This window comes from Abiotrophia defectiva ATCC 49176 (assembly GCF_037041345.1).
Taxonomy (GTDB): Bacteria; Bacillota; Bacilli; order Lactobacillales; family Aerococcaceae; genus Abiotrophia.
This window is the reverse complement of record NZ_CP146287.1, coordinates 342,824-356,573: the sequence shown is the minus strand read 5'-3', so window position 1 is coordinate 356,573 and position 13,750 is coordinate 342,824. Positions and strand designations below refer to the sequence as shown.

The window sequence follows — 13,750 nt, the reverse complement described above, 5'->3', positions numbered from 1 at the left end:
AAGTCCAAAAAATGGTATAATAAGTCTTGTGAGAAGGGGCCTAAAACCGCCTTCATTAAATGATAAAAAAAGAGTCCGAAAAACCTCGGTTTCTCGGACCCTTAGCTTAGACAAGGCGGTGGCCTAATGGCGGATTTTATACTTGAAGAAGTACGATTTGACAAGGACTCGATTGGACAAATTACAGAAGAGTTACTTACCGACTATCCCATTATCTACATTCTACATAATACGGACAAGCGCCGACCTGATGCCTATATTGGCGAAACAGACCAAATGCCCAAGCGCATGAAAGCGCACCTAAAAGATCTGCGTCGCTGCAAAATGACCCAGACACTTCTAATTGGGAACCAGGACTTCCATAAGTCCGCTACCTATGACTTCGAAACCAAACTCATTAACTATTTCCTAGCGGATGAGAAATATAAGCTGCAGAACCGGAGTCAGACCAAGCAGAAGAAGACAGCTAATTATGCTAACAAGGCCTACTTCCAGCAAGAGCTATTTCCCCAACTGTGGGAGAGCTTACGAGCCAAGAAACTTGTCAACCACACCATAGATGAAATAGAAAATAAGGACATCTTTAAGCTGTCGCCATTCAAAACACTGTCTACTGCCCAACAAGCCATTAAAGATGAAGTGCTCAACTTCTGCCAACAAGCACTCTCCGACAACCAACACCATCTCTTCCTAGTCGAAGGCGAGGCTGGCACTGGCAAGAGCGTCGTCCTCTCAGCTATTATGCATCGGCTGGCAGATCTGGCTGCGGACAAGAGCTCTCCTTTCCATGGGGTTAAGAGCCGTCTCCTAGTCAACCATAGCGAGATGCTGAAGACCTATAAGGCCATCGCTGCCGGCTTGCCCAATCTCAAGAAGAATTCCTTCGACAAGCCTACCCCTTTCATTAACAAGGGGCAGGAAGTCGATATTGTCCTGATTGATGAAGCCCATTTGCTCTTATCCCAGTCTGATGCCTATAATAATTTCAGGCAGGATAACCACCTAAGCGAGATTCTCAAGTTAGCCAAAATTGTGGTCTGTATCTTTGACTCTAAGCAAGTTCTCAAAGTAAAAAGCCACTGGGACAAGGAACGACTCTCGGCCGTTATAGGGAGCGAGCTCAAGCTCCATCATTTCCATCTGACCGACCAGTTCCGTATGCAGGGGGCTGGGGCTGTCATTGATTGGATTGATGACTTAGTGGACCAGCGACTGCTCTCGCCTTGGCCTGAAACGGATGGTTTTGACTTCCAAGTAGTAGCAGATCCAAGTCGCTTCAAGGATATGATTTGGGAGAAAGATCGGATTCTAGGCCTATCCCGCATCATTGGAACCTTCGACTATGAGCATAAGAAGGATGGTAATAGCTACCTAGTCGATCCCGGCGGCATTAACCTGCCTTGGAACTCAACCGTAGACAACCAAACTTGGGCCGAGCGTCCTGAGACCATCCGTGAAGTAGGCTCTATCTACACCATTCAAGGCTTCGACCTCAACTATGCTGGCGTGGTGATTGGTCCTTCGGTCGACTATGATCCTGAGACGGATCGGATTGTTGTGGACCCTAACCGTTACATGGACCGTGGCGCCAAGGTCCGGCGGGCTGATATGGATGATGACACCTATGCCCAAGCCTTGGAGCAGATGATTCTCAATTCCTTGAATGTCCTGCTCAAGCGCGGTGTCAAAGGCCTCTACCTTTATGCCGTTAATCCACGCCTACGCGACAAATTACTGGCTCTACAAGCCGCAGCAAAATCTACAGAGGAGTGATATCAATGACCATTATGGACGAAATCAATGCCTTCCGCGATGCACGCAACTGGCGTCCCTTTCATAATGAAAAAGACCTAGCCATGTCGGTTGCTATTGAAGCAGCGGAGCTTATGGAAATTTATCAGTGGCGGTCACCCGAGGACGTTAACGGCCCTGAGTTGGAACATATCAAAGAGGAGTTAGCGGACGTCCTCATTTACACCTATATGTTAGCCGATAACCTAGGCCTCGATATTGATCAGATTATCCGGGAGAAGTTAGTCAAGAACGCTCTTAAGTATCCGGCACCGAAAGAATAAGCAAAACCGCCCGTTCCCACGGGCGGTTTTTTTCTTACACTTCTTTTAGCTTCCTCAGTTCTGCTAACAGCGGCTCATAATGGACCTTAGAATAGTCTGTAACGTCCACTTCGTAGAGTTTTCCCATTTCGAAGTGATTGTAGCCTCTATCCTCAATGATTTTAGCAAACTCTTCCTTAGTAATGAGCTGGTCTGCTCGCCTTCTGTCTTCCAATCTATCACCATAGTGATAGCAGCTAGTGATATAGCTTAAATGACGTTCTGGCGATAAGTCTCTATTAATCCTCCGTTCCCATAAAGTCTCAAAGTCACATATTAATCGAATAGTAATAACGTCATAGTGATAGGTGGCAGATAATTCTCCTAGCTTTTTTTGTTGCTTGTAGGAGAAGGGGTATTCGGATAAGATAAATTGTTTCCCTATCTTCATATATAGGTCAAGAGCTTGATAATAATAGGTCCAAACCAATTTTTCTAATTCAATCTTCTCTTCACTTGAGTTGAATCCTACATTATCTGCTAGATTCTCCTTCAACTCATCTGGCGAGACGGTATAGGTCTCAGGAAGTTCGTGGCAGATGAGGCGACTTAAATAACTCTTACCTGTCGCTGGAGGTCCAGCAAGTAGAATTAGGTATTTTTTCTTCATAGTCATCCCTACCCAACATTTAAGGGTTGATTTTTATTCATGAAGAGCCCGATTTTATGCTTCACGATTTCCTTTACTTTTTGATTGGCTGGAATAATGTTATAGCGAAGCGACTTATTCACGGGAGTCTCGGCGAAGCAATCTTTGGCTTGCTGGGTCCAGTTGACGAGCAACTCCGTGCCAACGTTAAACTTGCGAATCCCATTATTGATTAAATCAGGGTAATCTCCTTCCTTAACACCAGTCCCACCGTGAATCACTAGCGGAACATCCACTACTTGATGGATTTCTTTTAAGAGTAGGATCTTCACATTTGTTTTCGACTTGAATTGCCCATGGTTGGTGCCAATCCCTACTGCCAATACGTCAACACCTGTTTCTCGAACGAAGGTCACCGCATCATTAGGTCTGGTATATTCCTTATCTTCTTCGGACACGGAGATTCCTTCTTCCGTTCCACCAATGGTCCCTAGCTCCCCTTCAACCGATACGCCTCGTGCATGGGCGTATTCTACAACTAGTTTAGTCTTCTCAATATTTTCCTTGAAGGGAAGACTTGACCCATCGAACATGACGCTAGAATAACCTGCCTCGATAGCATCCTTAATCGCATCAAAATCCTTAGCATGATCTAAATGCAAAGCTACATCCACAATCATAGAATTGGCTAACTCTTCTACTACGGCAACGATGACATTGTAACCAATGTATTTTGCGGTATCGACACTCGTTTGTATGATAATAGGAGCGCCCATTTCCTTGGCTGCTCGAATCATATCGGGGAGCATTTCTAGGTTATGCATATTGAATGCTCCGATGGTCATATTCAGTCGTTCTGCATCTTCTGTTAGGTCTCGAACGGTCTTATACATACTCTTTCCTCCCTTCAGTCCCTAGCGAGAAAGCGTCAATTTCTTGGCAAGATTTCTCATGTCGTCTAACTTATTCATGTAGTAATCGATGCTAGCATCATCCCGGTTCTTAGCAGCTTCTGCACGCTTGCTATTATAGAGCAACATGAGCTTCTTATATCCTTCTCCCATGGAAGGTTTCAATTCTTGGCTTTTTTCCAGGTGTTCAATGGCATCGTCTACCTCGTTTAATTGCCAGTAATAAATTCCCACCTGCTCATATAGCTTCGCTAGTACTTCCTCATCTGAAGTAGCCTTAATTTTCTCTAAATCTCTCTGGATTAATTCTTGAACTTCTTCCTGGGAGATTAGTCTTTCTGGCTTTTCTTCAGTTTTCGTTTTTTGAGCTTCCTTCTTTTTAGATTTGAACCAATCGAACATGGCGGTCACCTCACCTATTAGAACATTTTAAAGATTGGATTGAGAATCCAGAAGTATAGTAAGGCTGCGGTTACCGTATCGACGTCAGTAGCTGTCGCATTGATAAAGCCTAGCTGATTGAAGGCTGTAACAAGCAAGGCTGGTAGCAAGGTAATGAAGAACCCATGGGCAATACCACCAATGATAGCCCCTCTTCTACCACCTGTTGCGTTACCGAAAATACCCGCAGTACCCCCTGCGAAGAAGTTAGTTAACATCCCTGGCAAGATCATGGCTAATCCGAAGAATGGTAAGGTAAACATGGCGATAAGAGTACCAATGGTTGTGGTGATAAAGCCTAAGATAACAGCGTTTGGTGAATATGGGAAGAAGACTGGACAGTCGAGCGCAGGAATGGCATCAGGCACCAGTTTCATGGCGATACCACGGAAGGCTGGCACGATTTCACCAAGCAATAAGCGCACCCCTGCTAATAGGATGTATACCCCAACAACGAACTGAATTGATTGCAAGAAGGCATACATGATGTAGTTTTGAGTACCAGTATCAACAGCTTCTGGTCCTGCGAAGAGAGCGGTAATGATGAACATTGGAACCATGACAACCATTACGGATAAATAGGTATCCTGTAGGAACTCGAATGATTTTGGTAGCTCGATTTCTTCAATCGACTTCTTATTCTCGCCACGTTCGCCAAAGAGCTTAGCGACCCCTGCTTCAAACATATAGCCGATAGTACAGAAGTGACCTAGAGCAATATCATTTGACCCTGTAATCTTGCGAATGATTGGTTGGGCGATGGCTGGCATAGCCACTGTGAAGATCCCACCAACTAAACCACCAACCAGGATGAGCACAGGACCTCTTAATCCGCCAGCATAACCAAAGACGGTAGTCATAGTGGCCATCCAAAGTAAGGCTTGGCCTGTTAAGAAGATATACTTCCATTTAGTAATACGGGCTAAGATGATATTGAAGACGAAGATAGCAAGAAAGGTTAGGGCGATGGAACTCCCAAGGCCTAGATCATTCATGGCTTGACCGTTAATCGCTTCAATGGATGGCACTATCCCTTGAGTATGGAATCCTTTTTTGAAAATTTCACCAAAGTAAATCAGACTTGCGACAATAACACTTGAGCCAGCACTTAGCACTTGAAAACCAAGCAAGGTTTTTAAAGTACCAGAAACTACTTGCCCAACGGATTTTTTCTGTAAAATGAGCCCCAACATTGCAATGAGAGAGACTGTAATCGCAGCATTTGTCAACACATTATTAATAATGAAATTTAGAATACTCATTTCCATTTCCTCCTTCTAATGGATGAAGCCTTTTGCTTTCAAAATGGGGATTACCTTTTCTTCTATTTCAGAACCTGAGACAATATTTTTAAGGAAAACAATGGCTGTCTTTTCCGTATCAATATTGAATTTCTCGAATTGCTTTCTGAAGTTTTCAGCTGTAATAATAATATCTGGGCTCATAGAAGCAGCAGTAGAAATATCGACATGATCTAAATGAGCATCCACATGATACTTATTCAATACATCCTCCGTCGCCATCTGCGCTGCAAAACTAGACCCTAAACCTGCACCACATACAAATAACATTTTGACCTTTCCCGACATTCGAATCTCCTCCCTAGTCTTGTAATAAGATTGTTTTGGCTGATCGGATATCTCTCGCTTTTGAGAGTTCCTCAATTTTATTTGTAGCACGAATCAAGTTCACCAAGCTCTTCATAATATTGAGATGTGAGAAAGAATCAATGGCTGACAAACAAAACATGACGGATACCTGTTGCTCCTTACTCTCTCCAAAAGAAACAGGACACTTAAAAATACTTAAGCTGAGACCTAGTTTTTTTGCACCATCTTGTGGTCTTGCATGAGCTAGCGCCATATGAGGGGCTAAGACAATGTATGGTCCATATTTTTCTACTGTGCGAATCATCTCATCGATATAGTGTTCCGTAATCGCCTCCTCATCCAATAAAGGTTTTGCTGCAAAGCGAATTGAGTCTTTCCAATCCATTTCCTCTGACGTAATCTGAATGTTTTGATCCATTAAAATATCTTGAATCATAGGCTGTACCTCTCTTGGATTAATATCTAATCGATATTTCTTGAAAATTGTCTCTAAGTCTGTATACACCTCACCATCGACTGATTGATTCTTTTCAAAAATCGTGAGCACTTCTCTTAGCATTTCCGTGTAATCTTGCCGATTAGAAACTAATCTCCTTCTTGGTTGATTTAACTCTAAAAACTGACGAATTTGCTGCTTGGTATTTTCATCTAAGACTGAGTTAACTACTAAGACTGGTTTGGTGACGTCCTCTAACTCAATAGTTGAAAATACAATGTCTGCATCTAGTTTCTCAATCACTCCCACTTCACTCGAATTTAAGACGGCTACGATTTCGACATTGAAGAATTCAATAAGCGTTTGCGCCAATAATTGGCTTGTTGCGATGCCATAATGGCAAACAACGACTGTCTTATAGTAATAGGCTGACTCTTTATTGAGTTGGCTAAGAATTGTAGAAAAGTGAATACATAAGAAAGCTAACTCATCATCAATAATTTCGCTTTCTAACACCTCCTCTATCCGGCTTTTAAAGACTGTCATGGCTTCAAAGATTTCTGTATAGTTTTCAATAATCTTCTCCTTTAAAGGATTAGTTAATTGAATATGATTATTCACCCGAGAAGCCAGTGCAATGAAATGATTGAACAGTGCTTGTTGCAAGGTGTTCTCCTTGTGGGAGAAAGGAATACTTGTACGCTGCTCTATGAAGCGAATGAGATCTACTACTAAGATTTGTAGCTGTAACCAGTTGACGGTTGAAGATAATTTCTGCAAATTAAAGGATTGTAGCATACGGAAAATATAGTCTTTTTCGATTTCTTTTTCCTTGAGCTTGAAGTTTATGGCTACTCGCTCAACAAACTGCTTAGAGAGTTCATCTTCTTCTAATTCTCCAATTGGGAGTTCCCTTATCTCAATATGCTCTCCTTTACGAACGCGCAGAATCCAGATTAGAGTAAACAAGATATAATTTAGCTGATAAAGCTTATCTACACGTGACTCGAATACTTCTTCAAATAATTGATTCAGTTGCTTAACTTTCTGAGCAAAATGCTTAAACAAGACTTTTGACTGCTTCATTTTATTCTCGGCTTTTGAGAGATGATTGCTAATAAGTGAGTACAACATGATGCGAATAGAAGATTCTTGTCCACTTAACAGGACACCTAATTTAGGTTGGCTCACGATTTTTACTGAATAATCTCTCAATAAGGAACGAAGCACTCGCATATCTTCATCAATTGTAGATTTAGAAACTCCGTACTCTTCTTCTTTGGTATAGAGATAGACCGGATTGGTGCTAAAGGCTATTTCGACTAGTAAATCCAACACCCGTTCTTCTCGAGTTAGGTATTCCTCATCCAATTTCAAGCCAATGAATTCCTGAAGCTTAGACTTTTCTTCCCTATCAAGAGATAAAGAGAAACCCTTACGCCTATCAGAATGAATCCTTGGAAAATGATTTTCTTCCAAAATTTCGTTTATTTCCGCAATATCATTTCTGATTGTTCTGCCACTTACTCCAAATTGCATTTCAAATTGCCGAAGATGTATTGGCACATAGGAAAGTAGTAATAGATTAATAATCTCTGTTTGACGCGCATTCATACTTTTCCCTTCCTTATCTAAATTATATATGGCTCCTATAACTAAATGTAGTAGATATTATTTCACTTCATACCGGAAATTTAATAAGCTATGATATTTTGTTGGCTGCCAAGTACTTTAACTCAATATATGATGTTAAATCACTCACACCAAAATACTATTTTAGAAAACTGATAAACGATGAACAGACTAAAGATCTTTGATGGCCTAAATATATTAAAATAACCCCAAAAGTTGGGTAATCAATCCAACCTTTGGGGTATAGTTAAGCATATTTACGGCCTAGATTACATATGCACCTTAGATTCTAGGTAGCTATGACTGGAGTTAGCCGTTTTTCATTTTGTATTTGAATCGGGAAAAGGAATTAGTGGACCACTAGCACCTAGTTATTCTAACTTTTTAGTAGCTTTTCGGCGCTTCCCGGCCTAGCCAGTGGTCCACTCAACAAAGTGGACCACTAGCTCCCTACTTTTCTGCCTTTTTAGTAGCTTTTTGGCGCTTCTCGGCCTAGCCAGTGGTCCACTCGACGGAGTGGACCACTAGCTCCCTACTTTTCTGCCTTTTTAGTGGCTTTTTGGCACTTCTTGGCACAGCCAGTGGTCCACTCGGCCGAGTGGACCACTGGCGCCAAACAAGTCACATACTCTCCTAACTCCGATAGGTCACGCCAGGCGTTAGGCAGTCTTCTAGAATGGCGCGTACATCTTTCGCTGCGAGCGGCACATAGCTAGCCGTCAGGCGGGGCGCCACGCGCTCGGCAATCACATCGAATTTGGCGTCATCGATGCCGACTTCTGGTAGGGTCATAGGTAGGTGGGCCAGGTCTTCGAAGAACTGATAGGTAGCTTCGATGCCGGCCTTGGCCATTTGGTATTTATCGGCCTGCTCGGGCACCAGCCAGACGGTGCGAGCATAGTGGGCGAAGCGGTCCACGGTCTGATCATTGAGGACATAGGCCATCCAACGCGGGGTCAGAATAGCTAGGCCGACTGCGTGGGTAATGTCATAGTAGGCCGACAAGAGATGCTCAATCGCATGGCAGGTCCAGGCACCGGCCCGGCCTTTGGAAGTCAGGCCGTTGAGTGCCATGGTGGAAGCCCACATGAGGTTGGCCCGGGCCTCGTAGTCATCAGGGTTAGCCAAGGCCACTGGCAGATAGCGGATGCAGCAAGACAGAATGGCCTCGGCTAGGCGTTCTTGGATAAAGGCTTCTTGATGTTGGAAATAATTCTCGAAGGTATGGGACATGATATCGGCGGTCCCGGCTGCCGTCTGATAGGCTGAGACCGTGAAGGTGTAGGTCGGGTCACAGATTGAAGCGTAAGGATAGAGGACATAGGCGCCGGTCCCCTTCTTATCATCTGTCTCGAAATTAGTAATAACGGCCCCCGTATTCATCTCGGTCCCGGTCGCTGACAGGGTCAAGACATCGATCAAAGGCAGGGCTTGGCTGATCTTGCTTGGGTCTAGCACTAGGTCCCAGGCATCCCCCTCATAACAGGCGGCCGCCGCAATGACCTTGGAGCAGTCAATGGTAGAGCCACCCCCTACGGCCAAGATGACATCAATGTTGTGCTCCTTACAGAGGGCAGCCCCCTGACGAACGGACTCAATGCGGGGATTAGGTTCTACGCCAGCTAGTTCCACGATTTGGCAGTCGGACAAGAGCTCCAAAATGGTATCATAGAGGCCTATCTTCTTAATGGAGCCACCGCCGTAGACCAGGAGGACGCGCCGGCCCTTGGCCTTGACTAGTTCTGGCAGATGGGCGATTTGGCCCCGGCCGAAGTAGAGCTTGGTCGGAATGTCGTAAATAAAGTTATCCATAAATTTCTTCCTTTCTATGGTAAAGCTGGGGGAAGGGAAATGAGGAAGCTAGGCTGGCAAGCTCAGTTAGCCTACCAAGACAATTTGAAACAAGTCTCACTCAGATAGGCCTGGTCTGGCGTCAGGACAATAGAGCCCATGTCTGGGTGGTGAGGGGCGTCAGGCGCCACCTGGGTCTCGAAGCTGACACCGATATAAGGCACCTGCTCCTTGCCACCTAGGATAAAGCCTGGAACTTGATGGTTATGGGTATAGATGACCGCGCACGGCCGGTCGGTCCAAACCTTGACCTGGCGACCGCTAGCCGGTTCGGTTAAGCTACCTTGAGGCGCGACTTCCTGGCCATGGCCTAAGGCGTGAGCCTGGCCGACTGGCTCCGGGGCATCCAAGACATAGGCATGGTCCAGCCCCTTGCCTCGGATGGCCAACTGCTCTTCATGAGGATGGCGGTCAATGACCTGGCCTAGGGTCTGGTCCGCTAAACGCAAGTCCAAGCCTGGATGCTGATCCAAGGCCCAAGTCCCTCCTAGGGGCAGGCCTGCTGGGGTTAGCGGAATCATGCGGCTGGCCTCAACTTGTAAGATATGGTTAGTGATGGGCGCTTGGGCATTACCGTTGAGGTTGAAGTAAACATGGTTGGTTGGGTTCCAATAGCTAGGCGCATCTGTGCTAGCCTCATAGCGGACGGTCCAACAATTATCCTGGTCCAGGCTATGGATGACCCGGGCTGACAAGTTACCTGGATAACCATTGTGGCCGGCTGGGTCCACTAGGCTGAAGATGACGGAGACTTGGTCCGGCCCCTCTTCAATTTCATAGTCCCAGTTCGCCAGGTCTAGACCTTCTGGTCCCCCATGCAAATGGATGGATCCTTCGTTAGGCGTCAAGGCCAAGGCTTCCTGCCCTAAGCTCAAAGGCTCAGGCCCAATGCGGCCGGCTACGCGTCCCACTGTGGCCCCATAATAGGTATGGTAAGTGGCTTCGTCCTCTAAATTAGTCAGACTGAGAATCAAGGATTCTCGACCATTTTTGCCAGGAATTGATAAATCACTAATTCGGGCACCCAGGGTGCAGAAGCTTGCCCGTAAGCCCTGCTTATTTTCTACCAGAATTTCCGTGACTTTTTTATCTGTAAAATTTTTTGATATTTCCTTTATATACATCTTGAATCCCTCCGTTAAACCGTTTACAATATAACTATACCAATTTTTAGCACCATGAGACAACAGCAAAAATCATGGAACTTGGCCTGCTAACCAATATTTTGGAGAAGTTTAATTAAAATTTAATGGGAAACCCAATGGTACGGGTTCCAATTTTAATTTAAATGGTGTATTATTATAGTAGAACATTGCACGTTCGCTCAAAAACAGAAAGGAGATTGCTTTTTATGTATATTTCGAATGTAAATTCTGCATCAGTCAAGCTAACTTCGATTACAACTCAGCAATTACCTGCCAACGAGCATCACAAAATAGCATCAGAAGATTTATTAATTTTCTATGTTAACAAAGGCGCGGGTATTTGTCACTCAGAATATGAACAACACGAAATCAAAAAACGTGATGTCATTATCCTGAACCCAGGCACCACCATTACCCTTGACCCAATTCGGAAGATTGACTGGATCTGCATTGCCCTATCCGGCGTTGTCTTCACTTCCTCTCAGGAAGCCAACTCTAGCTCACAATTATTTGTGGCCTCCCATCCTAACCCAACTCTCAAGTACTACTTGGACTTGGCTCTGATTGAAGAGTCCAACCGTTTCCGCGGTTCCGACCTCATCATGAAAAAGTTGATTGAGTGTGTGATGATTCATCTCTTACGTCACAACGAATTATCAATCAAGGACGCCAGCCTCCAAGCTAAGCATAATGAGATTGACGTGCTCCAAAATTATATCCGCAAGAACTACTCTAAGAAGATTACCTTGGAAGAGTTGTCTGACTTGGTGGATATCAATAAATACTACCTGATCCGCCTCTTCAAGCAACAAACTGGCTTGTCACCCATTGACTACCTCATTCACGTTCGCTTAGAAGAAGCAGAGAAGCTATTGGCTAAGTCTAACATTACCGTCTCTGATATCTCAGACCGGGTTGGCTTCCACTCACCTTCTCACTTCTCCAAGACCTTCAAGGAGAACAACCACTGTACGCCTTCCCAATACCGCAAACGCTACTCAGCTAACACGGTGCCATTATAAGGCTACTCATTTTGACTTCAATCCCTGCTGCGGCAGGGATTTTTTTATGCCACAAATATAAGAAGAGCGCCCAACTAAGTCGGGCGCCCTTTGCTTAGGCTTAATTAGTTGCTAGCGCCAGAAGTAGCGTCAGCTTGTGCACCGCCGCCACCGTGGCTGTCTGGCGCATCAGAAGCACCAGAAGTCGCATCGGCATGGCCACCACCGTGTGGGCCAGGGGCCACACTGCCGTTACCGCCAACGAGGCGTTGACCAGTAGATTGTAAGTACCAGTCTAACCATGGTTGGAAGTTGAAGACAATCTCGTTGATCCCAGCGTAAGACCCATCTGGGTAATACATAGCTTGGTAGTTGTGGGTGTTAATAACCCCTTCAGGTGAACCCGGTACAATCGTACGTACGTATTCTTGGTCGCCGTTACGGAGAACCCCAACTACCCACTCAACGTTCTTCATCCGCGCAGCAGGCAAGGAGTTGTGAACGGTTGATAAGCGGCTACCTGATTGAGATGGCACGCGTTTAGCGAACATGGTGTTAGGATCTTGGTGAGCGTTGTTATAGTAGAGGAATTGGTTGTTATCATCGGCATAAGTCAACTCGAAAGGCATGGCCTTAAGGAACATGTCGATTTGGTTAACAGTCAGAATCCCGTGGTCTAACTTAACGTAAGTATCGCCAGAGACTGCCCCTACCAGCTCAGCTGCTTTTTCTACCCATTCTGGATCATCTGGATCCACCCCTTGGATGGTAGTCGCGATTGGGTTAGTTACATCTAAGTCTTCAGGCTCGATTGGTTTTGGTTTCTTCAATTTAGAAACGACCTCCACATACTTAACGAAGTTATCCAAGCAGGAGCCTAAGAACTTAACGGTGCCTTCGTTGGTGATGTTACCGTTCAAGTCGAAGGCTTCTTTGGCTTTACCCAATAGGAATTCATTCCCTGGTAAGGTATAAGCGTTGACCCCTGGTGCGTCCAAGATCTTACGGAGGTGAACTTGGGCACGTGAAGTCCCTTGATCATGGTAGGAAGCCCCTACGATCATAACAGGTTTGCTTTCAAATGGGTGTACTTCATAAGACAACCATTCCAAGACATTCTTCAAGGCTGCCGTAATGGTGTGGTTGTGTTCTGGGGTTGCGATAATGACCCCATCCGCACGTGTGATTTTGTTGTATAAGAAGCGAAGTTGGAAGCTATCGTCCCATTTGCTTTCTTGATTGAAGAGAGGTACTTCATCAATTTCCAACACTTCTAATTCGAATTTGAGTTTAAATTCCCGGCGGATAAACTCTAATAATTTACGGTTATAGGATTGTTCAGCGTTTGAACCAACAAGTCCGACAAATTTCATAGTTTTCTTCCCTTCTCGTCACGTATGTTATAGGTTTTCCCAGTCAAAGTTTTCCGCTTCTTTGTGGAGCAGATCTTGCGCGCTTTTCAGCTTTTGCGTAATCTTCACGAATAAACGGAAATCATCGAAGATGGCGTCTAATTTCTTAATGGTGTCTAGATCAATTAGGTTGCCCTTCTTGTCAAAGGCCTGTAAGGAGTGTGACAAGAGGAATTCTGAACCAGGCATGACGTTAGCCTTCAATTCTGGGGAGTCCAGGATTTGGCGTAATTGTAATTGAGCCCGTGAAGAACCTAAGGTCCCGTAAGAAGCCCCGGTAATCATAACTGGCTTATTCAAGAGTGGGTAAATCCCATAAGAGAGCCAAGCCAAGGCGCTCATTAAGACCGCTGGAATGGCGTGGTCGTATTCAGGTGTCCCGATGATAACCCCATCAGCTGCGTCAATTTTAGCAGCAATTTCCTTAACGATTTCTGGAACTTGCTTGTCAGCTGGTTTGTTGAAGAGTGGGATATCTTGAATCTCAACAAGTTCGATTTCTGCCTTATCAGCAAAATGCTTCTGCATGTATTGAAGCAAACGACGGTTAGTGGAACGTTGGAAGTTAGTCCCAACAAGTGCAATAAATTTTGTCATAAGTGTTCCTC

The 13,750-nt window shown here is 44.8% G+C and carries 13 protein-coding genes; 3 read left to right on the top strand and 10 right to left on the bottom strand.

What is annotated here, in order from left to right:
* The first annotated feature begins 126 nt into the window (after positions 1-126).
* Positions 127-1,773 (top strand): DUF2075 domain-containing protein, encoded by a 1,647-nt coding sequence (locus V7R82_RS01745; RefSeq protein ID WP_338543040.1) that lies wholly within the window; start codon positions 127-129, stop codon positions 1,771-1,773.
* Positions 1,774-1,787: 14 nt separating this feature from the next.
* Positions 1,788-2,075 carry a nucleotide pyrophosphohydrolase gene (locus V7R82_RS01740; RefSeq protein ID WP_422388391.1) on the top strand — a complete coding sequence of 96 codons (288 nt, stop codon included), beginning with the start codon at positions 1,788-1,790 and terminating at the stop codon, positions 2,073-2,075.
* Between the two features lie 34 nt (positions 2,076-2,109).
* Here the strand turns inward: V7R82_RS01740 and V7R82_RS01735 are convergent, their stop codons facing one another.
* The 8 genes from V7R82_RS01735 to V7R82_RS01700 form a co-directional block, all read right to left on the bottom strand.
* On the bottom strand, positions 2,110-2,724 hold the full coding sequence (locus V7R82_RS01735; RefSeq protein ID WP_338543036.1) for an AAA family ATPase: 615 nt from the start codon (positions 2,722-2,724) through the stop codon (positions 2,110-2,112).
* An 8-nt stretch (positions 2,725-2,732) separates the two neighbouring features.
* The gene (locus tag V7R82_RS01730) at positions 2,733-3,596 is read right to left on the bottom strand and encodes a class II fructose-bisphosphate aldolase (RefSeq protein WP_338543034.1); all 864 of its coding nucleotides are present in this window, start codon (positions 3,594-3,596) and stop codon (positions 2,733-2,735) included.
* Between the two features lie 21 nt (positions 3,597-3,617).
* Positions 3,618-4,016, bottom strand: a complete 399-nt coding sequence (locus tag V7R82_RS01725) for a tetratricopeptide repeat protein (RefSeq protein ID WP_338543032.1) — start codon at positions 4,014-4,016, stop codon at positions 3,618-3,620.
* A gap of 17 nt (positions 4,017-4,033) precedes the next feature.
* Positions 4,034-5,317, bottom strand: a complete 1,284-nt coding sequence (locus tag V7R82_RS01720) for a PTS sugar transporter subunit IIC (protein ID WP_338543031.1) — start codon at positions 5,315-5,317, stop codon at positions 4,034-4,036.
* 15 nt (positions 5,318-5,332) lie between these two features.
* Positions 5,333-5,644 (bottom strand): PTS sugar transporter subunit IIB, encoded by a 312-nt coding sequence (locus V7R82_RS01715; protein ID WP_268445335.1) that lies wholly within the window; start codon positions 5,642-5,644, stop codon positions 5,333-5,335.
* A gap of 13 nt (positions 5,645-5,657) precedes the next feature.
* A complete protein-coding gene (locus V7R82_RS01710; protein ID WP_338543028.1) occupies positions 5,658-7,715 on the bottom strand; it encodes a BglG family transcription antiterminator in 2,058 nt (685 codons plus the stop codon).
* Between the two features lie 651 nt (positions 7,716-8,366).
* A complete protein-coding gene (locus tag V7R82_RS01705; protein ID WP_338543027.1) occupies positions 8,367-9,545 on the bottom strand; it encodes an iron-containing alcohol dehydrogenase in 1,179 nt (392 codons plus the stop codon).
* Between the two features lie 71 nt (positions 9,546-9,616).
* On the bottom strand, positions 9,617-10,708 hold the full coding sequence (locus V7R82_RS01700) for an aldose epimerase family protein (RefSeq protein WP_338543026.1): 1,092 nt from the start codon (positions 10,706-10,708) through the stop codon (positions 9,617-9,619).
* Positions 10,709-10,935: 227 nt separating this feature from the next.
* Here V7R82_RS01700 and V7R82_RS01695 point away from each other — a divergent pair, with 227 nt between their 5' ends.
* On the top strand, positions 10,936-11,751 hold the full coding sequence (locus V7R82_RS01695; RefSeq protein WP_023392450.1) for a helix-turn-helix domain-containing protein: 816 nt from the start codon (positions 10,936-10,938) through the stop codon (positions 11,749-11,751).
* Positions 11,752-11,855: 104 nt separating this feature from the next.
* On the opposite strand, the gene V7R82_RS01690 is transcribed toward V7R82_RS01695, so the two are convergent.
* Complete coding sequence (locus V7R82_RS01690; RefSeq protein ID WP_291454415.1) at positions 11,856-13,103, bottom strand: NAD(P)H-dependent oxidoreductase; 1,248 nt, start codon at positions 13,101-13,103, stop codon at positions 11,856-11,858.
* Between the two features lie 27 nt (positions 13,104-13,130).
* Positions 13,131-13,739, bottom strand: a complete 609-nt coding sequence (locus V7R82_RS01685) for an NADPH-dependent FMN reductase (protein ID WP_070755753.1) — start codon at positions 13,737-13,739, stop codon at positions 13,131-13,133.
* Positions 13,740-13,750: the final 11 nt, after the last annotated feature.